The sequence below is a fragment of the Mycetohabitans endofungorum genome, from assembly GCF_037477895.1.
In the GTDB taxonomy this organism is placed as follows: domain Bacteria; phylum Pseudomonadota; class Gammaproteobacteria; order Burkholderiales; family Burkholderiaceae; genus Mycetohabitans.
The window spans coordinates 245,049-269,303 of the sequence record NZ_CP132745.1 but is presented as its reverse complement, the minus strand read 5'-3'; the positions used below and the strand labels follow the sequence as shown (position 1 = coordinate 269,303).

Below are 24,255 nucleotides of genomic sequence, written 5' to 3'. Positions count from 1 at the left end.
GTGCCTTGGCACCAGAACGCAATACCGGCCGGTGGAAAAGCGCCTGCCGGCACGTGCGTCGATCCTACATCGGAACCCACCGAGCCGGGTTCATCGCATTTCATATCGCAATCGCGTAATCGAACTTTAGGTCCGTTGCAGCATGGCCGCCGTGTAACCCCCAGTTGTCGAGCGGCTCTTCACGCAACAGAACTAGGATGCGGGATGGATCAACCTGACGCGCCTGCGCCACCTCCGCGACAACGCGTTCGTAAAGTCGGCGCTTGACATCGAGCGAGCGTCCGGCGAACAGCGTGATCTCGATCACCAGATACTCGCCGGTGCCCGCCGGCGGATAAAAATCCTCCGGTTCGAACGTCTGGTATCTCGCTTGCAACTCGTTCGGAGTAACCCCCAGTGTTTGTCGCAGTACGCTGAATAGCAAGTCGACGAGTCGCGCCTTCTCGTCTGCGGTACGCGGCTGCGGCTCTTCGATTTTGACGATTGGCATATTCAAGTCTCCTGAATCATGGTAAGTGAATTTTTGGTAAAACCGGCGTAGGCACGAGACTGCATCTCGGCAAGGCGGCTAACTGTCCTCGATAGATCATGCGCACCTTCGAGGCCCTCAAGTGCATCGCTGATCGCAATGTCCGATGCGATACAGACACCGCACTTGCGGTCATACAAAATGTCGATCAACCACACCAGACGCTGCAATGTATCGGGATTTTCCAGTGCCATTGCGTGGACGTTGTCAATGATGACCCATTGCCAGCGATCAACCATCGCCAAATAATCGACATGCGAACGCTGCGCCATGCAAAGCACGTCGAAATCCACCCATACCGTTGTCTCGCCCGCAGCGCTCACCGGCAATGGCCGACCCGCCAACTCCATAACGCCAGGTTGCAGCGCAGCTTCGCCTTCCCGAGTGACGAAAATGGCACGTAACGGCTCACGAGCAAGCGCAAGCGGCGAAAAGAACCGAGGCTGCGCGGTATCCGCATCACTGAACCGGTAATCGCGCGGTCCATCGAAGTGCACGATCGTGAAATGACGCTTAATCATGTCGATCGTCGGTGCGAAACGCGCATGGTATTCCTGGTTCGGCAGCAGATCGTCCGGCGCATAGTTCGACGTGAGCACAATACGCACGCCCTCGGCGATGGCCGTTGTCAGAAATCGCCCAATAAGAAACGCATCAGCGATGTCATGCACGTGAAATTCATCAAAACACAGCAGATTGACGCCGTGCAGCCAAGTCTTCGCGACGTCCGCGAGCCGATCGCTACTGCGCGGTGCCTTCACAAGCCTGCAATTGATATCCCGCAGAAACTCATGAAAATGAATCCGCCGCTTCGATCCTGGCGCGAGCTGAAAGACCGCATCGACGACCATGCTCTTGCCTCGCCCGGGTAGACCATGGCAATACACGCCATGCAACCGGTGCAGCGCGCCCAGCCAGCGCCGACCCGGTGCCATGAGCAGCATACATAACGCTGCGATTGCCCGGCGCTGGCTTGCGTCCGGCTCGATTCCGCTGCTGCGAAGCGAGGCTACGACTTGCGCGTCATCGAGCATGCGCGGCTCCCTCCCGTGGCGGCAGGAATGTCTCCAGCAGCGGCCGCAGACTACGCGCGCGCGTGGACAACAGACAGTCGAGCGCCGCATACTGGTCCTCTAAGCCCTTATCCTGCGAAAGCTTGATGCGCGCCTCCTCATGCTCGACGTGTACGCGCAACGCGAGCACGCCCGGCGCGAATCGCGCCACCCGCTCATCATTCGCGTCGAACTGCCATCGTGCATCGTCGGGCTGCAAGCGGGCCGCTGTCTCACGCAGCACGTCGATCTTCTGCGCCAGGTCGGTCACGACATGCACAGAGCCCACCAGATGGACAGCCACGTAGTTCCACGTCGGAAGTTGCCGCGTCACGTACGCTTCGGGCGGAATATAGCTGTCGGGTCCAGTGAACACAATACGCGCACGCGCCGTTTTAACATTACAGAACTGAGGGTTTGCCGCATCGACATGACCGAATAGATTGCGCGACTGGCGTTCGCGGAAAAGCGGGATATGGCTCGCATGAGATAGCCCCGCGTCCGTGCTGACGATCAACGCGAGCGGAAAGTTGTCGATGATCGCGTCGATCCGCTCCGGATCAGTAAAGCGGAACGCATCATAATGAAACGAAACGGGTTGGTTCGCTAGAGGTTCCATTTTTGTCCGTATCATGGATGGCCGCAGTGGCCGTGGCAGAAGGCACGACTGCATTCGAACTGACGCGTGCCGCGGGGCGCGACAGCTGCGCGTAGAGCGACCGAGCAATGGCCTCGGAGCGCAACGCCAGCAGACTGAACGAGCCGGAGTCCCCCATGCCGTGGGATGACTCGCATAACCCGTTTAAATACAGCGGTGCGTCCGGCGCCACTGCACACGAGAAATGCACGCGGTAGTCGAACGACACATCCAGGTGCCCGCGGCTCAAGTCGAGCAGCGGCGCCAGCTCCCGCAGCAGCGGTGGATAGGGCTCGTACCTCGGACCGTCGCCGATATCAAGAAAGCCCGTTGCCAGGACAACCAGGTCGAAGCAGTCGAGCACATGCTCACCGCTCACCGAGTTGACGAGCGCCAGGCGAATCCCCTCTTCTGTGACCGTCACAGCATCGACGTACGTATTGGTCCGTATCGCCAAACCATCACGTCCCAATATTCGGTTCACGTAGCGCTTGACGTACAGCGCATCCAGTACGTCCTTGTCCGCCGAAGCATAATTGGTCGGCATCAGTTCCGCGCGCAACCGATTGCGCGTTGCCTGGTCCGCAAAAAAGAATGTTTGAACAAATTCAGGAAAATAAACCTCGTCGGAAAACGGGCTCGTGTCCTTCTGCCGGAACGCAAAGTTACGCGTGATGCCGACAACCGACGCGCACGAGCCGGTACCATACGCGTGCAGCACAATCTCAACTGCGCTCTGGCTACCACCAATGACCGCGATGCGCGGCTTGCGGCCGCCGTCACACGCCCGTCGCAGCGCAAAGAGATAGTCATTTAAGTGGACAATGCGCGGATCGTCAAAGCCGGCGAACTGCATCGGCACGTTCGGCGTACGCCCCGGCGCGACAACAACCGAGCGGGCCCGCCATGTGCGACCAGTGCAATCGCGCACCACATAGCCATCCAACAGTCCAGAACGCGCGTCGATGACCGGCTCAATGCTCGTCACGTCCACGCCATAATTGACTTGATGCGCGAAGAAACCGGCCACCCACTGCACGTACTGCGCATACTCGATCCGCAATGGAAACGATAGCCCGAGGTTCAAATGCTCGAATAATCGCCCGTTCTCGAACAGGAAATTGGTAAATGAATAGCGACTGCGTGGGTTGCGTGGCGTGACCAGATCGCGCAGTGGATGGTTCTGGATGTCCGACTCCTCCAGCAGCATGCCCTGCTGCCAGCACGCCGCATCGCGCCTTTCGAGAAACAAAACGTCGAGGCCGTCGGTCAGCTCCTCAAGCGCTACGGCAAGCGCAATGTTGGCGGGACCAAAGCCGATTCCAATCACATCGTGAACGCAAGGTTCAAGCGCCGTGGCGGCGTCGTGTCCTGCTTTCATAAGGTCTCCGATACAGAAATGTGAGCGTTGCGGCCGATACCGTCAGGGGTAAGCAAGGGCGCATCCACCGCGCTGGTCACCGTCGACAACGCTCGTTCGAGACGAGCTAGGATTTCGTCCGTTTCAGCCTCTGTAATGATCAGCGGCGGCAACAGCCGCAGCACCGCACCGTGACGTCCTCCCGTCTCAATGATCAAGCCTTCGTCCAAGCAAGCATGCTTGATGCGTCGCGCTAGTTCGCCCTCCGCTGGCGGCAATCCGCGCGCATCCAGCGGACCGTGTGGAGCAACGATCTCGACGCCGAGCATCAGGCCACGACCACGCACGTCGCCGATACACGCGTAGCGCCGTTGCAACGATTCAAGACCGGCGCGCAGCCTGGCGCCGCGCTCAGCTGCCTGTTGCACAATGCCGTGCGAGCGTAGAAATTCGAGCGTGGCGGCACCCGCCACCAGTGCGATCTGGTTGCCTCGAAACGTCCCCGCATGGGCACCGGGTCGCCAACCGTCGTAGCAGCGCCGATAGGCGAGCACGGACAGTGGAAAACCGCCGCCCACTGCCTTAGACAGGATGATCGCGTCGGGTATGATGCCAGCCACCTCATGCGCGAACATCGTGCCGGTACGACCGAAGCCGGTCTGCACCTCGTCGATAACAAGCGGAATCTGATGACGCAGCGCCAGCTCGGACAATCCGGTCAACCAGTCGGCACTGGCCGGAATGCAGCCGCCCTCGCCCTGCACTGCTTCCAACAGGATCAGCGCGGGCTTCGTGATGCCGCTCTCCGGATCCTCAAGAAGATGGCGGATATACGCCAACGACAACGTATCGCTTTGTGCACCGCCAACACCGAACGGGCATCGATAGGCATTCGGATAAGGCAAAAAATGCACTTCTGCCATCGCCCCGGCCACGCTTTCCTTCGGCCCCCGGTTGCCCATCAGACTCAACGCGCCCATCGTCATGCCGTGATACGCGCCGTGAAATGCCAGTACCGACCGCCGGCCCGTGACTGTCTTGAATAGCTTGATCGCCGCCTCGACCGCATCGGAGCCGGTCGGCCCACAAAACTGAAGCTTGGCATCGTTGGCAAACTGCGGCGGCAATACGCGATATAACGCTTCGACAAATTCGATCTTCGCCGGCGTCGCAATGTCCAGTGCCTGCAGAATGTGGCCCGATGCGAGAAACTGGCTGACCCGCTCCATGACGTACGGATGATTGTGTCCCAACGGCAGCGCGCCAGCGCACGCGAGGCAGTCCAAATATTGACGGCCTTCACTATCGTAGACGGTCGCAAGCTCTGCCCGCGTGAGGACGCGAGTGATCGAGCGTGCATACGTACGGGCATTGGACTCACGATGCTCGAGCATGGACAATGCATCCAGCGTTTGCTTATGCATGATACGACTCCTTTGAATGCTCACTGCGAGCATGCTGTTGCACGCCAGCGGTTTGGTGGGCGCTGCAGCCCGCTGTTGCAGCCTCACCCAGCGCACGCAACCAGCGTCGATACTCCACCGCGAGGCGGTCGCTGCGCACATGCATCTCTTCGCGCAAGTCCAGTGGCAGCCGATAGGGACGCTGCGATTCGACGATGTGGCGATCCTGCTCAAACACCCGGTCCTGGCGCTGGAGGATTTGTGCGTCGCTCAAGTCTTCACCGAAGTTGATCGCCACAATGAGCTGTATCACGCACTCGTCCTCGTCAACGGGCGTCGCGTTCAGAAACGTGCAAAAGCGTTCGATAACACCGGTCTTCTTCGAGAAATAGGCGGTCGTGGGCCGAAAAGCGTGATAGGTATAGCGAGCGGTAACCGGGATCCCACGATGATCGCCATACGGCTGAAATACCTCGATTTCCGAAGTTTTGAGACCGTTTTCTGTCATTTTTACTTCGTAATCCTCAATTTTATCGGGACAATTTGGATCGCCGTTTAGATTTGCGTGCACGAATGGAAAATGCGAAGCATCGAGGAAATTCTCCACTGAGCGCAATGCGTTTGCCCGATAGCGGTAAGGTCCCGCATACACCTTGCGGAAACTCGCGTCATCCCATTCGGGGAACGGCGGCACGTCAGCTGCCGGTTGTCCGACACAGACCCAAACTAGCCCGTAGCGTTCGGTTACACGGTACACGCGAACAAGCCGCTGTGCGGGCGGCGTTTGGTCCGGATGCGCAGGCACTTTCGTGCATTGTCCCGACGACGCATAACGCCATCCATGATAAGGGCACTCAATTTCCCCGTCGCGCACACAGCCCAGCGAAAGCCGCGCGCCACGATGACCGCAATAATCGAGCCACGCGTTGATGCCGGCATGGTTCCGCCACAGCACCAAGTCCTCGCCCAGCAAGCGCACGGCGAGCGGCATATCACGTGCCACATCGTCCGAGCGGGCGACCACATGCCACTGATCGCGCAGCGCCCGATAGTCGAGCGCATCCTGGTCCCACTTTCCAGAATAGATCATTGTTCACCTCATCACGCAAACGGGTAGGCTTCACGCTGGCCGTCAAACTGCCATGACGGATTGCGCCAGCCATCAACGTCGTAATCGGCAAGACACTGCTCGACGAGCGACCTGCATTGGTCGATCGCACCACATGCGGTGGAATGGTTCAGCATGTCCAGCCGTACCTGCTCATGGTTACCCGCATAGTTGTACTCGTACAGCTCGTGCCGGCCGCCAAACTCGCTGCCGATCGCGTCCCACAGCAATTTCACAAGCTTGAGCCGCTCCTGTGCGCTCGAATCGGTGCCTTGATAGTACGTATCGATGAGCCCACGCAGTTCTGGATTGTGCATGTCCGCGAAACTGGCCACCTGCATGATCAGCGAGCCACCGAGGATCGTGTCGAAAATCGGCTTGATGTGGGTCATCACCTGCGCGCCGAAGTGCCGCACTGTCGCCGCCACTTCGAGCCGCGGTACGACAGAGCCGTCGCTGCGCTTTTGCGGCGCAATGCACATCGCTTCAGTCATCGCCCACATCGCGTTGCGCCAGCCGACCACATCGGCCACCTTCGTGCGCACGCCTCTGAATTCGTAGCTGCCGTTTGATTCGAGCAGTTTAATCAACGCGCCACAAAGGAAATCCAATTTGACTGCGAGCCGCGTGCCGGATTGCAACGGATAACGATTCAGGAATCCCGAGGCCGAATAGAAACTGCGCGCCTTCGGTATATCCCGGTAGATCAACACGTTTTCCCATGGCACAAACACGCCATCGAAAATCAGCACCGAATCATTCTCGTCAAAACGGCTGGACAATGGATTGTCAAACGGACTCAACGACGACGCTTCGTATGAGCGCCGACAAACAATTTTTAAGTTTGGCGTGCTCATCGGCAAGATGAAGCACAGCGCAAAATCCTCTTCCCGACCCTGCTGGTACTGCGTTGCACTGTTTTGTGCCACGAACGTGGCATTCGATATCGCCGCGCTGGTCGCCACCATCTTAGCGCCACGCACGACGATACCGTCGTCACGCTCTTTCTCCACATGCAGATAGACGTCACGCATGCTGTCAATCGACTTGGCCCGGCCCACTGGTGGATTCACCAGGACATGATTCATGAACAGCACCTTGCGCGCCGTCTCGTGATACCAGCGGATCGCATTGTCGCGGAACGGATCATAGAAGTCAGGATCGGACAGCAACGTTGCGGTAAACCCCGCCTTGTAGTCGGGCGTACGCCCCATGAAGCCGTACGACAGCCGCGACCAGTGTGCGATTGCGGCGCGGGCCCGCAGCAAGTCGTCGGCCGAACGCGCTGGGGTGAAATAGCAATGCGTGCGATAACCGGACGGATCCAGTGTCGTCATGGTGTCTCGGGACGCCGGTGCATGCAGCGCATCGTACAACCGAGCGATGGATCTCGCACTGTTGCGAAATGCCACGTGCTGCGTGACGGATCGAATTTTTTCACCATAGATGAACACTTCACGGCCGTCGTCGAGACTGGCGAGATACTCGTCAGCCGTCAACATTTCGTCCTTCTCAGCGGCTTCCAGCTTCAATGCCGCGGATGTGCTTTGAATCATGGATACTCCTGGTAACGTTAAATCTAACCGCGACTGCCTACAGCGCCATGGAACCGCCCGGTCCTACCGGGTATAACCTATGAAATTGACGAAAAATACCGCACCAACAAAAACACACCGGATACGAGGATGACGCTATTCACCAGCTTGACGAATTGCTCACGCGAGAGCCTCAGCGTAATGCGGCGTCCTATCCACACGCCGGCCAGCATGCCTGGCGCGAGCAGCACCGCGAGCAGCAGCAGACTGCGGTTGGCGTAGACGCCGGCCGCCAAGAACATCACCAGCCTGGTAAGCGTCGACAATCCAATCAGCGTGGTTTGCGTGATGCGGATATGCTCCTTGTTTTCAAGCCGTCCCTGCAGATAAATCGCATAAATAAAACCGCCACTGCCAAATAACGCGCTGAAGATGCCACCAACGAGGCCGAAAGGCACCGACGACCATGAACTTAATTGTGTCATTGGCCGATAGCCACTTAACGAGTATGCTGCGTAACCAATCACAAAAATCCCAAGCAGCAGCAGCAACAGATCCGGTTTCGTCACCAACAAGATCACCGCACCGATTCCGCTGCCGGCCACCATCAAAGGAACCAGTCGCTTCAATTCGCCGCGCTCGGCTTTTCTGCCGTCTCGCACTACATTCGTGGTGGCCGCACAAAAATCCAGCAATGCGAGCAGTGGGACAATGTGCGATACCGGTATGAACTGGGCCAACAGCGGACTAGCCACCAGTGCAGTGCCAAACCCAGTCATGCCGAACACGACATACGCTAATGCGATCCCTAACCATACGATGAACAAATGCGTTACAGTCAGATCGAAGATCAATTGCGGTCCTTGATTTATTGCTATTTCGGTGTTCTACATCGATCACTCGAAATAGGAAAACAATGACAGAATTCGTTACGACCCTTATTTATCAGCCCAATTATTTAACCTAACCGCCAAATCCGCAGGCAATATATCGCGCTAATTTTTGGCCAACCAATACCATTTTGGCAAAGTGCTATCTCAATAAGGCATGGAGATGATGTCGCTACGGCAACTGCGTTACTTTGTGGAAATCGTCGAGGCGGGCAGCTACAGTCTTGCCGCCGAGCGGCTTTTCATCGCGCAATCCGCCTTGAGCAGGCAGATCAAGGAACTAGAGGCAACGGCACAAGTGCAGCTACTCGTGCGCGGTGCGCGCCGGATCGAACTAACCCGGGCTGGAAAGGCGCTGTATGATGGCGCAAAGCGTCTACTGTTCAACCTCAATGAAACGCTTGTACAGACGCGTCATGCGAATCGCGGCGAGCAAGGCATCATCCGCCTGGTCCATTCAAGCTCGGTGCCATTCGCTGGACCCTTGCTGGAACGCGTTCGACGCTATCTTGACGCCAACGAGCACGTTTCAGCGCAGGTGTCCCAAATGCCGTCAGAAGAACAGATGGCGAGTATCGAGCAAGGCGTGAACGATGTCGGCTTTGTACGACTGCCTGTTCACCTGGAATTTCCCGGTGTGCGTGCTGACGAGCTTTATTCGGAGCCACTGATGCTGGCCGTTAGCGCCACACATCCGCTTGCGGTACGCGAAGCAGTTTCGATTGCCGAGCTACGCGAGGAGCCGTTCGTGTCACTGCCGCATCACGAACGAGGAGGGTTGAGTTTTCGTGTCGCGGAATTGTGCATGAAAAACGGCTACTTTCCGCGTTCGGCTCGCGTGACATCACGCAAGACGACGCAACTGAGCCTGATCGAAGCAGGTTTCGGCGTATCACTGGTCGCAGAAAGCATGCGCTTAATCGCGCCAGCAGGCGTGCGCTTCATTCGGCTGGCCGGCGCCGGCAATACCACTGCCATTGCGATGCTGTATCGGAGCAATGCATCCGCACTCGTCCAAACATTCGTGTCGGCAATCACAGAAAAAAACTGAGCACGGTCATCGCGCCGGCGTGGGCGTGGGCGTGGGCGTGGGCGTGGGCGTGGGCGTGGGCGTGGGCGTGGGCGTGGGCGTGGGCGTGGGCGTGGCATGCAATTGTACGACGAGCGCGTCGCTCGACTCTTACCCGGCGCGAGCATGGGTATTGACTCACGTCAATACAGAGCGTGAACGTCCGTTCGACAATATACATGACCCACCCACAACATTGCACAAGAAGACGACACCATGAACGCACTTTTCCGTATCGCAGCCGGCATGCTGCTTGCAGCGCCCGTCGTGTTTGCGGCGCCCGTCCAGGCTGAGCAAGGTGATATCCTGGCCCGCTTGCGCGCGATTAGCATTCAGCCCGACGTGTCGGCCGGCGGCACGCTCGGCCAACTCGGCACCGGGGTCAACAATGCGATCGTTCCGGAACTCGATTTCACGTACATGGCGACACGCAACATCGGCATCGAGTTGATCCTTGGGACATCGCGGCACCAGATTACGTCCAACATCGGCGCATTGGGTGGTGTCAACGTGCTGCCGCCCACGTTGTTGTTGCAATATCACTTCAATCCAGCCGGCAAGATCCGCCCGTATGTGGGCGCCGGGTTGAACTACACTTATTTCTATAACGATGGGCTGCATGCGGGCGGCACGCCGGTGTCAATCAAGCATTCCAGTTTCGGCCCGGCGCTGCAGGCTGGTGTGGACGTGCAAGTGACCCAGAGCATTTTCGTCAACGCCGACATCAAGAAGATCTGGATGCGCACCAGCGCATCGATCGGTGACACGCAGCTTGGCTCGTTGAAAATCGACCCGCTAGTGGTGGGCATCGGCGTCGGAATGCGCTTCTGAGGCGCTATTGCACGATCGACGGGTCGGCTGAGCGAACCGGCGCAGGTTACGCTCAGCGTAGGCGGACTCAGCACCGGTTAGCCCAGCCCGATTGGCGTCAATTCCGGCAGGGCCAGTTCCGATTGGCCCGATTCCAGTTAGCCCTGCTCCGGTTGACTCAACAGCAGCTGCCCCGGCGCGCGATCACAGGTTGCTAACCAGTTGCCGCGGGCCGCATACCATTCGTGGTACGCGCGCTCGACCCGACGCAAGTCGGCGGCCCGCTCGCTCACTTGCATTCCATCCAATTCCGGCACGTCCAGCGCGAGCGCCTTGCAGTGTGGATAGTCGCGCACGCGCAGCGCCGGTGCGATCGTCGTGAAATACGCGGTACTTGGCACGCTAAAGCCTGCCGCCACGTGTACCGCGGCCGTGTCGGAGGTCACCACGTGGCGGGCATGAGCAACCCAGCTCAGAAAGCTCGCCGTATCGGGCGACAGTGCGGCAATATCCGTATAGTGATCGTGCTCCAGCGCACCGAAGCCCAGCACTGGCAAGCCGAAGGTGCGCCACATCTCATCGACGATCGACACGCGCACAGCGGCCGGGATACTGCGCACCGGCGTGCTCGCCTCTGGACAAAACAACGTATAGCCACGTGCACACCACCCTCTGCCGGGAGCCGGTAATGTCAGCGTGGTGAGCCAATCGTTCGCCTTGTACCGCGCGGGCACGGTGTGGGGCGCCATGCCGAGCGCGAACAGGAAAAAATCAATCATCGGCAGGGTCGCAAAGCCGGGCCAGAAAAGATGGTTACCAACGTCGATGGCGAGTTCGGTTGCTGGAATCGAGCCGAGCGGCACCGGCAAGTCGATCACGTCGCCGAAGCGGGGTGCCGCCAATGCATACAGTTGCTTCACGTAATCTGGCGCATGGGCGGGCCGATAAATCGTCACCGACAACGACGGATGCAGGCGTCGGATTGCGTCAAGCGCGCTCAATCCAATAATCGAGTCACCGAGTGTGACACCCATGCCGTTAACCACATGCAAATGCGTTTGCTGGCGATAGTCGATCGTGAAGGGCACCACATTCGCATTGTGGATCCAGCTCACCACCGACAACGGCTGGTAGCCATGTGCCGGCTTGCCGGTCACCTTCAGGTCATATGAGGCCGCCACGTGGGCGTGCGGCGACAGCAGTGAGCCGGGATTCGACAGTACGCAAACCTCATCAAGCATAGTCATGGCGTGCCGGTCCAGACAACGATCCTCCTACTTTGTTTCCTTGCTTACGAGCGCGGCAGCTTCTTGTTATCTGCGCCTGCGCGCAACAACAGCTCCAGCGTCGCCTCCAAACAAATCACGCGCTCGGCCTGCGGTTTCCAACGCCGGCAAGAACTTCGTCCGAGGTGCCGGCCAACGTTGACAGATAGGTGCTCGCAGATCCGACACGTATCCTATTCGTTCTCGCTGAAATAGTGGCCAAAGCGCTTGCGCTTAGCCCAGATATAGCGTTCGTTTTCCTCGCGCATCGGGATGGCGAGGTCGACGCGGTCATGCACGGGAATGCCATGGCGCCGTAGCGTGTCAAACTTGTCCGGATTGTTGCTCATCAATCGTACCGACGACACCCCGAGCCAGCGCAGGATGCTGGCAGCTGAATCGTATTCGCGCGCATCATCGGGCAACCCAAGGTCTCGGTTTGCATCGACCGTGTCGCGGCCCTGCTCCTGCAGTGCGTACGCGAGAATCTTGTTCGACAATCCGATGCCGCGTCCTTCGTGTCCGCGCAGATACAGCAGCACGCCTGCCGCCTCGGCCGCGATGTGGCGCAGCGCCGCGTCCAACTGCTCGCCGCAATCGCAGCGGAACGAGCCGAGCACATCGCCGGTCAGGCACTCCGAATGCAGCCGTGTGAGCACCGCCTCGCGCGCGCGCACCTCCCCCATGACCAGTGCCAGGTGCTCCGTGCCGTCGCCCCTGACGCGAAACACGTGGGACGCAAAAGTCCCATAGCGGGTCGGCAGCGTCGCGCTAGCAATGTGCGCCGCGCATTCGCTGGCCTCGTCAAAATGTTGTTGCTGCATCGTAACCTCGATCATTCGCACCGCCATAGGGGCTTCGGGGATGCAAGTCTACCGCGTCGCGGCCAATATCGTCCCACGGCTGCGTATGCCGCATAAGCGGCGCGCCCATGCTCCGGTGCAATACCTAGTGCCGACGCGCGACCGCTACGTCCATCCGTCGCTATCGATCGGACTCGAACGCTGGCGGGGTCCGTACGAGCGCATGGAGATCGATGCGCCGCATTGGGTGAGATACTAAGTAATGCGCGAGGATTGCCGCTTGGCACACGCGTTTCATCGAGCGACACGAGCGCGCGAGAAGCTCAGTGCTTCGGCACGCCATCGCGCCAAGCCTTCCAGTGCGTCACGATCTCCTGCACCAATGGGTTGCCGGCCAGGTACAGGTTCTGCAGCGCAACCTGAAAGCCTCCTTGCGCCGCATAGTTAAGTAGGTTATCCGCGCTGCTCTGGCCCGCAGCCGGTCGATCGAAATCCGAGCCGGTGCGCAGCACCGCCACGCGCGACAGGTCCACCCGGTGCGCCGCGGCCCCCCGCTTGAGCGCCTCGTACGTCGCGTTGTCCTCCTGCTGCGTGGTGCAATAGACACCCTTGTCGTGCGTCACCAGCTTCGTCCAGTCACGCGCACGTTGACCAAGCTGCGTGCCGGACCACCACGTGTCGCTCGCCAGCGTATCGCACTGGATCACAGACGGCGGCAGGTTGGCCGGCGCGTAGCCGAACCGCGCGCGGGCCACCTGCGCTGGTGCGCTATCCGATAATTGCACGCTGCGCGACAATGCGAACGCGCGCTGCACCAGCGCGTCGTTTAGCTCGAATACCTCAGTGCGATAATCCAGCGGCGGCTTCTCTACCGGACTCTTCGTGTTGACGCCGAGGTAACCGGACTGCCATCCGGCGGGGATCTCACGCGCATCTAGTTCCCACTGCAGACCGAAATCGACGAGGTAATGCGCCCAAGCAGCAGAGCCGATCGTGCCCTGCGCCGGATCGATGCCCGCGATCCCGGCGACGATGAAATAGGTCCGTCGCAGGTCGAACTGCCGGGACAGGACCAGCGCCATCGTCGATGCCGCCGCGTTTGCATGGCCCATGCCGGTCGTCAGCACACAAACGTCACTGCGATTGCAGTGCACAGACGGATAGTCGGACGACAAGCCCGGAACACGGATCGCCTGCCATGGCCCTAGCTGATCCAGCCATACCTGGCCCTCCGGCCCGAACATCGAAACGATCATCACCTTGACGGCGCGGCCGGACCCGCCGGCCCAATCCGAATGCAGCGCCGGCTCCGCCTGCACCACGTCTGCCGCTTGTTCCGCATGACCACTGCCGAGGCCGGCGCACGCCAGACCAGCCGCCAGTACGGTACCGCCAATCAGCTTTTTGAACATCGTTCGCTCCTTGTTCGAACACGAGTCGGCCCACGCCACCGGCGAGACTATAGGGTGTTGCAGGTCAAAACAAGGGACAAAGCGAATCAAAGATTCTATTAACGATGTCCGATAAAACATCGATGCGACGCGGTGTGTCTTCGTGCGACGGTTGAGGAGCGTACTTGCGCATCACGCCGCCCGTATCCGACGCTTCAAGGAGCGCAGATTCCAATGCAGACAGCCTCCCCCTGCGTCCCGCAATCGCACGCCATTGATGGTCGACGACCTGCCGGTGGGTACCGCGCTACTGTACGGGTGACGCGCCACCCATGCCGCGCACCGCAACAACAGGCAGCGCACGACGAGGCGGGCAGGCTCGTGGGGAGCGGCAAACGCTGCGCCCCCCCTTTGCGGCGATAATGCATAGGTGCGTGCGCACGCTCGGGCGCACGAAGGGACCATCACACCAGGAGAACGCCAGCATGTACCATCGCATCCTCGTGGCCGTCGACGGCAGCCGCACCTCGCGTCATGCATTCAACGCCGCGCTCGATCTTGCAGCGTCCGAGAGCGCGCAGCTCCAGCCAATCTTCGTCGTCGACGACGTCCCACTCTACTATTCGGTGCCCGGCTACGATCCGTCAATCGTCATGCGCGCGCAGACGGAGGAAGGCCAACGCGTGATCGACGAGGCGGCTGACGCGATGCGTACTCGAGGCATCGCCGGCACGCCGCAGATATTGACGACATCGTCCCTCGAAGGGATTGCCGAGTGTATCGTGCAGGCGGCACAGGCGTTCAACGCGGACCTGCTCGTGCTCGGTACCCATGGACGGCGCGGCGTGCGCCGACTGGTGCTGGGCAGCGTGGCGGAACAAACGCTGCGGCTCGCGCAGCTACCGGTGTTGCTGATTCCGTCGGCAAGCCACGTGCCGCAAGCGGCACCGTCGACCACCGCGAACGGTTAACGCCGCCTACTGTCCCACGCATCGTGCATCGTGATGCTTGCGTGCGCACGCGTGCGCGGTCATCATTACTCCATCGGGCATGGTTATGTCCCGCTGCGGCCGGCCGGCGCGGCAGCATCCAACCCAATGGAGAAAACTGCAATGTGGTACTTCTGCTGGATACTGGGTATCGGCGTGGCGCTGGGCTTCGGTGTGATCAACGCGATGTGGCTGGAAAACGAAAGGAACCTGGCGCGGATGCGGTCCGACTCGCGGGACGGTCGTGCCTGTCGTTGGCACGACTGATCCGCATGAGCCGCCCCACGCATGCCTCGGTTACGCTGCACCAGGCGGGCTGCGGGCGGCCGCTACGATGACTCGATTGCTTTTCTTTTGCGGGCACGCCGGCGCGGGCAAGACCACGCTGGCTAAGCAACTGGTCCCGGCGTTGCTCGACGCCACGCGCGAGCCGCTGTGCCTGCTCGACAAAGACACGCTGTACGGCCGCTACAGCGCAGTCGCGATGCAAGCGCTCACGCACGACCCGAACGACCGCGACAGCCCGGTCTATCTACAGACGTTGCGTGACCCCGAATACCAGGGGCTGCTCGACACTGCGCGCGAAAACGTATCGCTGGGCATCAGTGCGGTTGTCGTCGGCCCCTTGTCGCGGGAGGTACGCGACCGGCGAATCTTCGATCGCGATTGGCTACGCGTGCCGGCGCACGTCGATGTGCGTTGGGTCTGGGTTAGCGTGTCGGAACATATCGCGCGCGAGCGCATCGTGCGGCGGTCGAACGCCAATGACGCATACAAGCTCGCACATTGGGAAATCTATCGCCAGCGACGTTTCGAACCCAATCCGGCCGACTACCCCCAACTGCTGATTTTCGACAACGATGCGCCATGTGACGCGGACCGACGCGCGCTGCAGGATCGGCTCCTCGCGCCAGCGCATTCCGTTGAGCCCTTCCCCCTCGCTGCCGGCAGGCCGCCGTTCACGCCCGAATGAGTTTCCGCTCCGGCTGTCTCATAGATAGCGGCCAAAGCGATTGTCTAGAAAGGCATCAAGCGCGGCCTGCTTCCCGAATAAAGTTGCTTTGCGGCAACCTGCTTTCACGAAACAAATCCACGAGCGCACCGGCGCTCGTCAATTCGATCGCGCCGATCCGGCGTGGCGTGCGCCTGGCCGCAACGCACGCGTCATGCGAACTCGCGCCCGAGTTCGACCTCGGACACCGGCTCGATCTCCTTGCCCAGCGCATACTGCTCTTCCATCGAACCGATCACCGCCTCTAAGTAGGCGCGCAGCACGGCTTCGGCCCGCGCGCGCTCGTTGGGCGGCGCGACCGCATAGCGCGCCAGGCTCGAATCGACGAACACCACATCAAGCGTGACCTTCGAGTGCCGCCGCGAAAAGGGCGAGACTGTCCAGTCGATGCGCAGCGCCGGATGGCCGGCCTCGGTCTGCGTATCGGTAAAGTGGGCGGTTTCCGGCAACAGGTCGCTGATGACACGGGCAAGGTGCTCGCGCAGCGGATCGTTAAAGAGAAAAGGCGGACGGGGCATGGATGTAGGGCTCGGAAAGAGTGCCGAGGCTATCACAGTCAGCCGCGCATGCCAGTCGGGATGGCTTCAGCCCTGTGAAGCCCGCCGCCGCGCCAAGCGTGCCGTGGCCGCAGCCCTAGCACACGTTAAGGTGGTTGCGATATCCTCGGGCGCTCATCATTTCTAAAATCGTGCTGCACCAATCGATGGAATCCTTAAATCAAACGCTGTTCCTGTTGCTCAACGCGAGTGCGCCGTCGCCGACGCTGCACGCATTAATGTCATTTTGCGCGAATGCGCTGATCTGGGCCATGCCGGCGACGCTCATCGCCGGCTGGTTACGCGTGCCGAGCCGCGCGCGCCCGACGCATGCGGTGGCCTTCACCGGTGCGGCCGCCCGCCCGCAAGCATGCCGTGGCCATTTCGTCGAAGCCGCATTGGCCGCCATGCTCGGCCTGGGGATCGCCCAAATCATCGGTGCAATGTGGCCCCACCCACGGCCGTTCGCGATCGGTTTGGGACACGCATGGATTGCCCACGCCGACGACGCATCGCTGCCCAGCGACCATACCACGCTCGCTTTCTCAGTCGCCTGCAGCTTACTGCTGCACGCCGGCACCCGGGTGACCGGAGTGGCCCTGGCGTTGGCCGGGCTGATGGTCGGCTGGGCTCGCATCTATGCCGGCATCCACTTCCCGCTGGATGTCGGCTGTGGCATGCTGCTCGGCATGACGTGCGCCGTGCTCGCTTACCGTCTCGCGCCATGGGTCGTGCCGCCACTGTTGCGCTGCGGTGAGCCGCCCTATCGGTTCCTGTGCGCGGCGCTGATTCGGCGCGGCTGGGCGGTCGCGTAGTACGGCCGTCAGCGCCGCTGTGTTGACGCGCGCACCCTCAGCTCACCGTCGGCGCCCCGCGTGGCACAGGCATGCCAACATCTCGCGCAGTAAGAGGCGATGGAGTCCATTTTTAAAGCCAATTCTGAAATGGGTTCCGATTCACATACCGGTTCCGATTTCTCATCGAAAAGGCGCGAGGTCCGCGCCTGATGGATGCTGGAATGGTCCGTACGGGTTTGCACATCGCGCCACGCAGACTAACTCTAATCGATGCTGCAAATGGCCAGGAACTTGAGCGCCGCGCGCGACGCCGCCGAACCGTGCATGACCAGGATCGAGAAACGCCGCGTCAGCGGTTGCGGCGCCAGCGACACGCTGGTCAGGCGCGCATCCTCATGCCGCATCGCCATCGCCGACACAAAGCCCACGCCCATGCCGGCGCGCACCGCCTCCTTCACGCCCTCGACGCCGGCCAGCTCCAACGCGACCCGCGCGCGCGCGCCGGCCCGCGCAAACGCGCGCTCGACCTCGTGCCGCACGCCAGAGCCGGACTCACGCCAGATCAGCGGAAACTGGCTAATCCGCGACAACGGTACGGCTCTATCGGTGGCCAACGGGTGACCGGCTGGCACGATCGCGACAATCTCGTCGTCGTGCCATGGATGCACGCGCGTGTCAGCCGGCAGCTCGGCGGGCACACCGCCTTCAATCAGCGCGATGTCCAACCCCTGCAGCACATGGCAGACATCGCTCGTATTGCCATAGGTGGTGCGGATCTCGATATTGGGATGGGCGCGGTGAAAGTCCGCGACCAGATAGGGCAGCAGATAGCTGGCTGGCGTCGTGCTGGCACCGATGCGCAATGTGCCATACTCCAGACCCCGCAACGCGTCGCGCAGCGCATGCGCCTGCCGCCATGTGTCGCGCAACCGCGCGGCATGGACAGCCAGTTGCCGGCCAGCGTCCGTAAGCCGCACGCCGCGGCCGTCACGCACGTACAACGGCTCACCGAATTCCTCTTGCAGCAACCGCAGCTGTCCAGACACCGCTGGTTGCGATAAATGTACCGCTTCGGCCGCCCGGCTGATGTTCTGATGTTCTGCGACGGCTGCAAAAGTCAAAAGTTGATCGGGGGTCATGCGCTTAATCTATCAGATTAGCCGATAGTTTACATCCCAAATGACGATTTTTCATATCGTTATATCCATTTTACGATGAGGCTGTCGAGGTCATCTCTCAGGTGAATGCCATGTCCCTCTTAATTTCCGAGTCCTCCTCGCCGTCGCGGGGCACGCCAGCGGGCGCTGTCGCAGCGTCACGTCGCGGGCTGCTCAACGGCGTGCTATTCGTTGCGCTGTTCGCCTTCGCGGTCACCCAATTGGCCGCGTGGCCGCCCATCGCCGGGCTCGGCATGAGCCCGCTGATCGTGGGCATCGCGTGCGGCGCGGTGTACGGCAACGCATTGCGCATCGCCATGCCAGACAGTTGGGCTGCCGGTGTGAACTTCTCCGCGCGCAAGCTGCTGCGCATCGCGGTCGCCTTCTTTGGGCTACGTGTCAGTTTGCAGGAAATCGCGCAAGTCGGGCTGGCCGGGCTGGCGATGTCCGTCGTGGTCGTCGCTGCGACGCTGGCTATCGGCTGGTGGGTTGGAACCCGATGGCTGAAGTTGGACCGGGATACCGCACTGCTCACAGCCGCGGGCAGCGCGATCTGCGGTGCGGCGGCAGTCGTCGCGTTCGAGTCCACGTTGCAATCCAAGCCGCACAAGAGCGCGATGGCGGTCGGCACGGTGGTGCTGTTCGGCACGCTGTCGATGTTTGTCTATCCGCTGATGGCCAATGCCGGATGGCTTTACCTGGACGCGACCGGACTCGGCCTATACTTTGGCGGCACCATTCACGAGGTGGCGCAAGTGGTCGGCGCCGCCAGCGCGATCAACGCGCAAACGGTACACGTGGCGACGATCGTCAAGATGACCCGTGTGATGCTGCTGGTGCCGGCGATTTTTGTAGTCGCCGGCTTTATCGCCCGTGCCGCGCGCGATGCACAGCCGGCCGGCAGTAGCACGCGGCGCGGCAAGTTGCCCGTGCCGTGGTTCGCGCTCGGCTTCCTCATGCTGGTGCTGGTGAACTCGCTGCACGTGATCCCGTCGCACGTGTCACACGTCCTCAATAGCCTGGACACCTTCGCACTGACGATGGCGATGACCGCGCTCGGGATCGAAACTCGGGTCGCGCAGATTCGCGAGGCTGGGCCACGTGCGCTGATCGCCGGCGCGCTGTTACAGCTCTGGCTGATCGCTGGAGGTTACGCGCTAACGCTCGGTGTCGAGCGCTGGCTCGGCTAGAGCGTGTTATGCACTTTGCAAGATAGGCACGGCATGAACGAGCATGAGCATGGCAAAGACGACGAAATGCAAGCCGACGAGTGACGCCTTCGACAACTGCTGCCATGTCCTTGATTTGTACGATTCACAGGCATCGTTTCGACTAAAATAAAGTGATGGGCCGAGAGATCGCAAAGTTAAGGATGCCCGGCCCACTTGCCAATGGGTTCGTCTGCCAGACGTCAGACCTTGCTGGATCTTGCAGGTGAGCATCTCGCGGCGCTCAGGTTGCATGACAACAACGACGAACCCTTGCCAGCGCGCCGATGGCACGACGGTATTTGTTCCGGCGTTGGATCAACGAAGCATACTGGGTTCAGTTTCAATAAATATTATTGGCTCACTTCTGAGCCAATCTACATTGGCCCGGAATCGCGCCCGCGCCGGCTCGGAGAACTGGCTGGCCTCCATAAAGCGCGTAATCTCCTCCACTGCCATTTCCCATCTGAAATTGCTGAACTCAGATAACACCCAAGCGGCCCGAAGTTGGCGAAGCAAATCCCATAAAGCGGCTTCGCCCGCATCATTCAGTAGGTTCAAACCTTGCCGCCAGGCCCACTTTATTTGTACATCGTCTAAAAACAAGTGGCATTTGAGTAGTCCAAACGCTGCCGAAACACGCTGTGACATAGGCACGCGCGCTAAATGACCCTCAAGCAACGTCAGCTCCTGCGCACGTTGTTCATACGACAGCTCTTTAAGCCCTTCAGGCAAATACTGCAAAGCAATCCCCCACTGCTCGTCAGGCAGCGACAGCGCCCAATCACGCATCTGCGTGTATTGGGCAAACTGCTCTGCTTTTGGCAAAATCCGTACGCAACTCGCTAACATGCCGACCGATGCACCTTGATGAGAGGGCGGCAGTTGTAACGCGTGTCCGCGTAAGAGCGCATAGCGTTCAGGGACGCGCGGGTCTGTCTTATTGGAGTAAAGGAGCAAGTTCGACAATACCGGGATAAGCTTCGCTTGTTCGGATACCTTCAGCGACGCAAGCCGAGCCAAGAACGCCTGATAACGCTGCTCGGCAAAAGGTGAGCGGAACGAAAAGAACTGCAAACTGTCAGCCAGTTCCGCCCAGATATTGTCTTGCCCGGGCGCGCGCCGTTCCGCCATCGCATAAGCAAAGTCGAATAGTTCAGCACGCCGGCTCGGAGGAAAAATAAAAAAGCACGTAATAGCGCTTTTTGTATTTGCACGCCGTCCCGCGGGATACGTTCCGCAGCCGCAAACACGCGCTTGAATGCCTCGACTCGCTCGGCTTCTGGCAACGCTTGCAGACGCTGACTCAGCGCATCAATGGGTTCGACATACTGCGCTGGATTGCTCAACGCACCGCCTATTTCGTCCAGCAGCTGGTTGACTGACGCCAAGCTGACGGCCTGGTTTGCCCGCTGCCAATAGCGGTGAACCAAACGCCTAGTTTGCATCGCATGATACGTGCGGCGATCGACTGTGGCGAACGGCATCACGTCTTGAATGGGTACATAGTCACCGATCCGGGCAATCAGTTCGGACGGCAGGTCATCATACGTCGTCGGTCGGGTGGGCAAGGGACGAGTCAACGCGTCGTTGGAAGACAGTCGTGGCGGCGCTGAGGCGGCAGGCTTTTGACCCGCCTGCTCTGCGGGTGAGGGTTTAAAGCGGCATTCAAATCGAAGCCCATTAGCAAGCTCAGTAATCGGTAAAAAGACACCACGCGTAGCGAAGCTGTGCAGCAGGTTAACGAAAAGTAGGGGAAGACGTGCAGTGTAGTGGTCAACTGATTCCGAATACTGCATTAAGTTTTTCTTCCGCAACTGCTGGAGCCAGTGCGTCATTGAACTGATGCGGCCGTATCCAGTTGTACCGGTGCATCAGGTAGTGACTGATATCCCGGTGTGCTTCCTGTGCCGACAGGTAACCCATTGGTGGCAGCCATTCTGTCTTAAAGCTGCGCAGCAACCTCTCCATCGGCGAATTGTCCCAACCATTTCCGCGACGGCTCATGCTCTGCTTTATCCGATAGCGCCACAGCCACTGACGCAATTTCCGGCTGGCATACTGACCGCCCTGATCCGAGTGGAACAACAATCCTTGCGCTCGGCCACGCTGCTCATAGGCCATTTCCAACGCCTGCACGACTAAGTCGGCATCCGGACGCGTCGAGAACGCCCAGCCAACAACCCGCCGCGTGAACAGGTCGAGCACCGCCGCCAGATAATGCCAACGGCCTTGCGCCCAGAGTGGAGTAAGAGGCAGGGCGTAGTCGAACTATCTCCCTGCCTCTGCTCCCCGAACCGGACTTGCACCTCTCAGCGCATCCGGCTCTCCATTCAAGCGTTGCTCATAGCAAAGGCGACATCGGCATAGCGTGACTCGATGGTGTTTCGGGCCTCATTGCACATGATATATGGGTTTTCCGACGGCGTACGCCACCTGAATTGGCCCTTCCGGCTGGTAACAAGACGCCGAAGCGCCACCACCCCATACCACCCTCGACTGTTTTGGCCTTGCAGCACCCATGTTGGCCCGTTGTACGATCCGATCCCGCAGGCTCGCAATGCCGAGTGGTCTGAGCTTGCCGTTCACTTTCGGTATGTACACGCGTCGTGCGGGCAGCGGACTATACGATCCCGCCAGCAGTTCTTCGCGTATCCTCGCCAGTTCATGCTGGAGATTTGCTTCCAACGTGCGTCTGTCGACGCCGTCCACACCCGGCGTGCGAGCTCCGCTGGATACCAGCGTAATGCGAGCCGCTTCACTCAGCCAATCTCTATCGGCAATCAGCCTCAGGAGTCGATTGAACTTGCGCTCTTTGTTCTCCGTTGACCACGTCGCCAGTTTGCTTTGCATTTCACTGATTATCAAAGGTCTTCACCTCACTACAACTGCCTCCCTTCGCCGTGTGGCCGGCTCTCCCGACCTCGGACTACTACGGAGGCTCTGCCAGCCTGCACGTCATCGGGGGCACACTCCCTTGGCATCCGTGCAGACCTTCCCCAGTTCACATGTCGGACTCAACGCATGGGCGAGGTTGCCTGTCGCAGTCTTTATCCTTGCTTGCCGCAAGTCCTCGCGAACACCACGGTCTAGCTGCGCGCTCCCCGTGGTTCCCTGCCGACCAGCATACCTATCCAGTCAGCCCTCGTGCTGCCGGGCCATACGTGTAACCGGCAACAGTGCGCGTTCTGCCCATAAAGCGGTGTGGGCAGAGGTGACACTTCAACCCTCAGATGCGGTTTAACAGGTTCGTGTTCCTCAACCGTCCCATGCTCAGCCTGGAGGCTCATCTTGGCGTAACCGCTTCGCCGCAAGCCCCGTTCCCCACGGACTACGTCACCTTGCCAGTGTCGGCAAGTCACCGCCGCTTCGGCTCACTTCCTCTCGCAGCAGAGGAAGGGCATACCCCAACCTCAACTTCTCCGGGGTATTGCATTCCAAACATGCTCAAGCAGCGCCACCCCCATGCGGTCGGGCTACGCTGGCTGGGCGTACTGTAGGTCGTGTCCAGTGCCCACGCCTGGTTGGCCCGCTCGATCTTCATGCTGCGCAGCAGGTACGGCCAGAGCTTATGCTGCGCGTTGTGGCGGCTTGTGCTCGGCTTGCAGTACAGTGCCTCGACGCCCATGCGCTTCATCAGCGTGCGCACATGCCGGCGGCCGACCTTATGCCCCTCACGATACAGCAAACGCGCCAGCATCCGTGCTCCGGCAAACGCAAACTCCATATGCAGTCCGTCGATTCGTCGCATCAGCAACTGATCCGCCTCGCTCGTCGGCTGCGCTCGATAGTACGCGCTCGATCTCGCGATGCCCACTAGCCGCGCTTGCTGCAAAACCGGCAGCGCATGCGTACGGTCGATCATCGCTTTGCGCTCAGCAATCCCGCTTGGGTGAGCGCACCTTCTAAAAAATCATTCTCCAGGGTCAACTAACCGATCTTCGCATGCGGCGCCTTCAGCTCTACCGGCGGCTCACTCGAGAACGTGCCAGCCGTGCCGAACACGTCTGCCGCGCGTTCCTGCAACTGCCGTTTCCATTGCGTGATCTGGTTCGGGTGAACATCGAACTGCTGCGCTAGTTCGGCCAGCATTCGCTCGCCTTTGACCGCCGCCAGCGCCACCTTTGCTTTGAACGTCGCTGAGTGCGTCCCTCTCGTTCTCTTCGTCATCTTCCAGGTTCCTTTGCCAGCATTATCGCCGGTTCAGACCCCATCCTTTCCACTTATCCAACTGTCCGAATTTGCGCAGCCACCTCTCCTGAAACTTTATAGCGGCCCACGACAGCTGGGCACAGTGCTTGCGGCAAAAATTGAAGCAGTGAACGTCGAGCTGATGGATCTGCGAACGGCTGCGTTGTCATAGCCGTGTGGCTAGATAAAAGTGATGTCTGGAAGGAAAATGAAGAAGTACCCCAGTCTGACCCCCAAGACGCTGCGCCTGTACGGTGCAGGTGCTGGTCCTGTTCTTTTTAACTGTCTTGCTTGGCCGGCTGCAAGGCCAAGCCGCGCGCAGTATCACGCGCGTTATGCTCAGCGTTTTCGGTTGACACAATTTGATCGTGACGTGCTCACTGGCTGACCAAGTGACACGGACGGCGCACTGACGCCTGCCGATGAGTGGCCCTGGTCGCCGCAGTGAATGGTTAGGGATTGCACGCGACGTGTCATAAAAGCCGTATTGGTTCCCAACGAGCAACGATAGAT

Annotated in this window: 24 protein-coding genes and 3 pseudogenes; 9 read left to right on the top strand and 18 right to left on the bottom strand. The window is 60.0% G+C overall.

Annotation, left to right across the window (positions count from 1 at the left end; translation table 11 throughout):
• Positions 1–100: 100 nt before the first annotated feature.
• From RA167_RS13365 to RA167_RS13330, 8 genes are all read right to left on the bottom strand, one after another.
• The gene (locus RA167_RS13365) at positions 101–490 is read right to left on the bottom strand and encodes a tautomerase family protein (RefSeq protein ID WP_076788063.1); all 390 of its coding nucleotides are present in this window, start codon (positions 488–490) and stop codon (positions 101–103) included.
• A 2-nt stretch (positions 491–492) separates the two neighbouring features.
• Positions 493–1,563, bottom strand: a complete 1,071-nt coding sequence (gene zapE / locus RA167_RS13360; RefSeq protein WP_076788062.1) for a cell division protein ZapE — start codon at positions 1,561–1,563, stop codon at positions 493–495.
• Positions 1,553–2,200, bottom strand: coding sequence for an FMN-binding negative transcriptional regulator (locus RA167_RS13355; RefSeq protein WP_076788061.1), 648 nt, complete (start codon positions 2,198–2,200; stop codon positions 1,553–1,555). Before RA167_RS13355 ends, zapE begins: the two co-directional genes overlap by 11 nt.
• Positions 2,160–3,599: a SidA/IucD/PvdA family monooxygenase gene (locus tag RA167_RS13350; RefSeq protein WP_076788060.1), complete on the bottom strand. Its 1,440-nt coding sequence runs from the start codon at positions 3,597–3,599 to the stop codon at positions 2,160–2,162. The genes RA167_RS13355 and RA167_RS13350 overlap by 41 nt, the downstream gene beginning before the upstream one ends.
• Positions 3,596–5,002, bottom strand: a complete 1,407-nt coding sequence (locus tag RA167_RS13345) for a diaminobutyrate--2-oxoglutarate transaminase family protein (RefSeq protein WP_237574277.1) — start codon at positions 5,000–5,002, stop codon at positions 3,596–3,598. Before RA167_RS13345 ends, RA167_RS13350 begins: the two co-directional genes overlap by 4 nt.
• Complete coding sequence (locus RA167_RS13340; protein WP_076788058.1) at positions 4,995–6,071, bottom strand: aromatic ring-hydroxylating oxygenase subunit alpha; 1,077 nt, start codon at positions 6,069–6,071, stop codon at positions 4,995–4,997. Before RA167_RS13340 ends, RA167_RS13345 begins: the two co-directional genes overlap by 8 nt.
• Positions 6,072–6,082: 11 nt before the next feature.
• Complete coding sequence (locus tag RA167_RS13335; protein WP_076788057.1) at positions 6,083–7,645, bottom strand: 4-hydroxyphenylacetate 3-hydroxylase family protein; 1,563 nt, start codon at positions 7,643–7,645, stop codon at positions 6,083–6,085.
• Positions 7,646–7,722: 77 nt separating this feature from the next.
• Positions 7,723–8,478 (bottom strand): sulfite exporter TauE/SafE family protein, encoded by a 756-nt coding sequence (locus tag RA167_RS13330; RefSeq protein WP_076788056.1) that lies wholly within the window; start codon positions 8,476–8,478, stop codon positions 7,723–7,725.
• 199 nt (positions 8,479–8,677) lie between these two features.
• On the opposite strand from RA167_RS13330, the gene RA167_RS13325 reads away from it, so the two are divergent.
• Positions 8,678–9,565, top strand: a complete 888-nt coding sequence (locus RA167_RS13325) for a LysR substrate-binding domain-containing protein (RefSeq protein WP_076788627.1) — start codon at positions 8,678–8,680, stop codon at positions 9,563–9,565.
• Positions 9,566–9,799: 234 nt separating this feature from the next.
• A complete protein-coding gene (locus RA167_RS13320) occupies positions 9,800–10,414 on the top strand; it encodes an OmpW/AlkL family protein (protein WP_139337182.1) in 615 nt (204 codons plus the stop codon).
• A gap of 137 nt (positions 10,415–10,551) precedes the next feature.
• Here RA167_RS13320 and RA167_RS13315 read toward each other — a convergent pair whose 3' ends face one another.
• Both RA167_RS13315 and ribA read right to left on the bottom strand, forming a co-directional pair.
• Positions 10,552–11,640: an ADP-heptose--LPS heptosyltransferase gene (locus tag RA167_RS13315; RefSeq protein WP_076788055.1), complete on the bottom strand. Its 1,089-nt coding sequence runs from the start codon at positions 11,638–11,640 to the stop codon at positions 10,552–10,554.
• 212 nt (positions 11,641–11,852) lie between these two features.
• The gene (ribA, locus tag RA167_RS13310) at positions 11,853–12,482 is read right to left on the bottom strand and encodes a GTP cyclohydrolase II (protein ID WP_076788623.1); all 630 of its coding nucleotides are present in this window, start codon (positions 12,480–12,482) and stop codon (positions 11,853–11,855) included.
• 40 nt (positions 12,483–12,522) lie between these two features.
• Between ribA and RA167_RS13305 the strand changes: the two genes are divergently transcribed.
• Positions 12,523–12,720 carry a hypothetical protein gene (locus RA167_RS13305; protein ID WP_076788054.1) on the top strand — a complete coding sequence of 66 codons (198 nt, stop codon included), beginning with the start codon at positions 12,523–12,525 and terminating at the stop codon, positions 12,718–12,720.
• A gap of 64 nt (positions 12,721–12,784) precedes the next feature.
• Here the strand turns inward: RA167_RS13305 and RA167_RS13300 are convergent, their stop codons facing one another.
• Positions 12,785–13,873, bottom strand: a complete 1,089-nt coding sequence (locus RA167_RS13300; RefSeq protein ID WP_076788622.1) for a purine-nucleoside phosphorylase — start codon at positions 13,871–13,873, stop codon at positions 12,785–12,787.
• Positions 13,874–14,337: 464 nt separating this feature from the next.
• On the opposite strand from RA167_RS13300, the gene RA167_RS13295 reads away from it, so the two are divergent.
• From RA167_RS13295 to RA167_RS13285, 3 genes are all read left to right on the top strand, one after another.
• Positions 14,338–14,823 (top strand): universal stress protein, encoded by a 486-nt coding sequence (locus RA167_RS13295; protein ID WP_076788620.1) that lies wholly within the window; start codon positions 14,338–14,340, stop codon positions 14,821–14,823.
• Between the two features lie 141 nt (positions 14,824–14,964).
• Entirely contained in the window at positions 14,965–15,108 is a 144-nt protein-coding gene (gene cydX, locus RA167_RS13290; protein ID WP_076788618.1) for a cytochrome bd-I oxidase subunit CydX, read from the top strand.
• A 67-nt stretch (positions 15,109–15,175) separates the two neighbouring features.
• Positions 15,176–15,814 carry an AAA family ATPase gene (locus tag RA167_RS13285; protein ID WP_076788053.1) on the top strand — a complete coding sequence of 213 codons (639 nt, stop codon included), beginning with the start codon at positions 15,176–15,178 and terminating at the stop codon, positions 15,812–15,814.
• 191 nt (positions 15,815–16,005) lie between these two features.
• On the opposite strand, the gene RA167_RS13280 is transcribed toward RA167_RS13285, so the two are convergent.
• On the bottom strand, positions 16,006–16,371 hold the full coding sequence (locus RA167_RS13280) for a DUF3022 domain-containing protein (RefSeq protein WP_076788052.1): 366 nt from the start codon (positions 16,369–16,371) through the stop codon (positions 16,006–16,008).
• 185 nt (positions 16,372–16,556) lie between these two features.
• On the opposite strand from RA167_RS13280, the gene RA167_RS13275 reads away from it, so the two are divergent.
• Positions 16,557–17,204, top strand: coding sequence for a phosphatase PAP2 family protein (locus RA167_RS13275; RefSeq protein WP_076788051.1), 648 nt, complete (start codon positions 16,557–16,559; stop codon positions 17,202–17,204).
• Between the two features lie 245 nt (positions 17,205–17,449).
• On the opposite strand, the gene RA167_RS13270 is transcribed toward RA167_RS13275, so the two are convergent.
• Positions 17,450–18,325, bottom strand: coding sequence for a LysR substrate-binding domain-containing protein (locus tag RA167_RS13270; protein WP_076788050.1), 876 nt, complete (start codon positions 18,323–18,325; stop codon positions 17,450–17,452).
• A gap of 110 nt (positions 18,326–18,435) precedes the next feature.
• On the opposite strand from RA167_RS13270, the gene RA167_RS13265 reads away from it, so the two are divergent.
• The gene (locus RA167_RS13265) at positions 18,436–19,533 is read left to right on the top strand and encodes a YeiH family protein (RefSeq protein ID WP_076788049.1); all 1,098 of its coding nucleotides are present in this window, start codon (positions 18,436–18,438) and stop codon (positions 19,531–19,533) included.
• A 336-nt stretch (positions 19,534–19,869) separates the two neighbouring features.
• On the opposite strand, the gene RA167_RS13255 is transcribed toward RA167_RS13265, so the two are convergent.
• The 5 genes and pseudogenes from RA167_RS13255 to RA167_RS13235 all read right to left on the bottom strand — a co-directional run.
• A complete protein-coding gene (locus tag RA167_RS13255) occupies positions 19,870–20,628 on the bottom strand; it encodes a hypothetical protein (protein WP_338877536.1) in 759 nt (252 codons plus the stop codon).
• On the bottom strand, positions 20,553–21,350 hold the full coding sequence (locus RA167_RS13250; protein WP_338877535.1) for a hypothetical protein: 798 nt from the start codon (positions 21,348–21,350) through the stop codon (positions 20,553–20,555). Before RA167_RS13250 ends, RA167_RS13255 begins: the two co-directional genes overlap by 76 nt.
• A pseudogene (locus RA167_RS13245) lies at positions 21,328–21,804 on the bottom strand (IS3 family transposase); the annotation flags it as partial. The gene RA167_RS13250 and the pseudogene RA167_RS13245, both read right to left, overlap by 23 nt.
• A 252-nt stretch (positions 21,805–22,056) precedes the next feature.
• Positions 22,057–22,419, bottom strand: a pseudogene (locus tag RA167_RS13240) (group II intron reverse transcriptase/maturase); the annotation flags it as partial.
• Between the two features lie 628 nt (positions 22,420–23,047).
• Positions 23,048–23,721: pseudogene (locus tag RA167_RS13235) on the bottom strand (IS3 family transposase); the annotation flags it as partial.
• Positions 23,722–23,950: 229 nt separating this feature from the next.
• Between RA167_RS13235 and RA167_RS13230 the strand changes: the two are divergent.
• Positions 23,951–24,130, top strand: coding sequence for a hypothetical protein (locus RA167_RS13230; RefSeq protein WP_175972481.1), 180 nt, complete (start codon positions 23,951–23,953; stop codon positions 24,128–24,130).
• Positions 24,131–24,255: the final 125 nt, after the last annotated feature.

Bases quoted from the DNA above. Each gene is read 5' to 3' on its own strand.
- RA167_RS13365 (WP_076788063.1), bottom strand. From the start codon at position 490: ATGCCAATCGTCAAAATCGAAGAGCCGCAGCCGCGTACCGCAGACGAG.
- zapE (WP_076788062.1), bottom strand. From the start codon at position 1,563: ATGCTCGATGACGCGCAAGTCGTAGCCTCGCTTCGCAGCAGCGGAATC.
- RA167_RS13355 (WP_076788061.1), bottom strand. From the start codon at position 2,200: ATGGAACCTCTAGCGAACCAACCCGTTTCGTTTCATTATGATGCGTTC.
- RA167_RS13350 (WP_076788060.1), bottom strand. From the start codon at position 3,599: ATGAAAGCAGGACACGACGCCGCCACGGCGCTTGAACCTTGCGTTCAC.
- RA167_RS13345 (WP_237574277.1), bottom strand. From the start codon at position 5,002: ATGCATAAGCAAACGCTGGATGCATTGTCCATGCTCGAGCATCGTGAG.
- RA167_RS13340 (WP_076788058.1), bottom strand. From the start codon at position 6,071: ATGATCTATTCTGGAAAGTGGGACCAGGATGCGCTCGACTATCGGGCG.
- RA167_RS13335 (WP_076788057.1), bottom strand. From the start codon at position 7,645: ATGATTCAAAGCACATCCGCGGCATTGAAGCTGGAAGCCGCTGAGAAG.
- RA167_RS13325 (WP_076788627.1), top strand. From the start codon at position 8,678: ATGATGTCGCTACGGCAACTGCGTTACTTTGTGGAAATCGTCGAGGCG.
- RA167_RS13320 (WP_139337182.1), top strand. From the start codon at position 9,800: ATGAACGCACTTTTCCGTATCGCAGCCGGCATGCTGCTTGCAGCGCCC.
- RA167_RS13315 (WP_076788055.1), bottom strand. From the start codon at position 11,640: ATGACTATGCTTGATGAGGTTTGCGTACTGTCGAATCCCGGCTCACTG.
- ribA (WP_076788623.1), bottom strand. From the start codon at position 12,482: ATGCAGCAACAACATTTTGACGAGGCCAGCGAATGCGCGGCGCACATT.
- RA167_RS13305 (WP_076788054.1), top strand. From the start codon at position 12,523: ATGCAAGTCTACCGCGTCGCGGCCAATATCGTCCCACGGCTGCGTATG.
- RA167_RS13300 (WP_076788622.1), bottom strand. From the start codon at position 13,873: ATGTTCAAAAAGCTGATTGGCGGTACCGTACTGGCGGCTGGTCTGGCG.
- RA167_RS13295 (WP_076788620.1), top strand. From the start codon at position 14,338: ATGTACCATCGCATCCTCGTGGCCGTCGACGGCAGCCGCACCTCGCGT.
- cydX (WP_076788618.1), top strand. From the start codon at position 14,965: ATGTGGTACTTCTGCTGGATACTGGGTATCGGCGTGGCGCTGGGCTTC.
- RA167_RS13285 (WP_076788053.1), top strand. From the start codon at position 15,176: ATGACTCGATTGCTTTTCTTTTGCGGGCACGCCGGCGCGGGCAAGACC.
- RA167_RS13280 (WP_076788052.1), bottom strand. From the start codon at position 16,371: ATGCCCCGTCCGCCTTTTCTCTTTAACGATCCGCTGCGCGAGCACCTT.
- RA167_RS13275 (WP_076788051.1), top strand. From the start codon at position 16,557: ATGGAATCCTTAAATCAAACGCTGTTCCTGTTGCTCAACGCGAGTGCG.
- RA167_RS13270 (WP_076788050.1), bottom strand. From the start codon at position 18,325: ATGACCCCCGATCAACTTTTGACTTTTGCAGCCGTCGCAGAACATCAG.
- RA167_RS13265 (WP_076788049.1), top strand. From the start codon at position 18,436: ATGTCCCTCTTAATTTCCGAGTCCTCCTCGCCGTCGCGGGGCACGCCA.
- RA167_RS13250 (WP_338877535.1), bottom strand. From the start codon at position 21,350: ATGCAGTATTCGGAATCAGTTGACCACTACACTGCACGTCTTCCCCTA.
- RA167_RS13230 (WP_175972481.1), top strand. From the start codon at position 23,951: ATGAAGAAGTACCCCAGTCTGACCCCCAAGACGCTGCGCCTGTACGGT.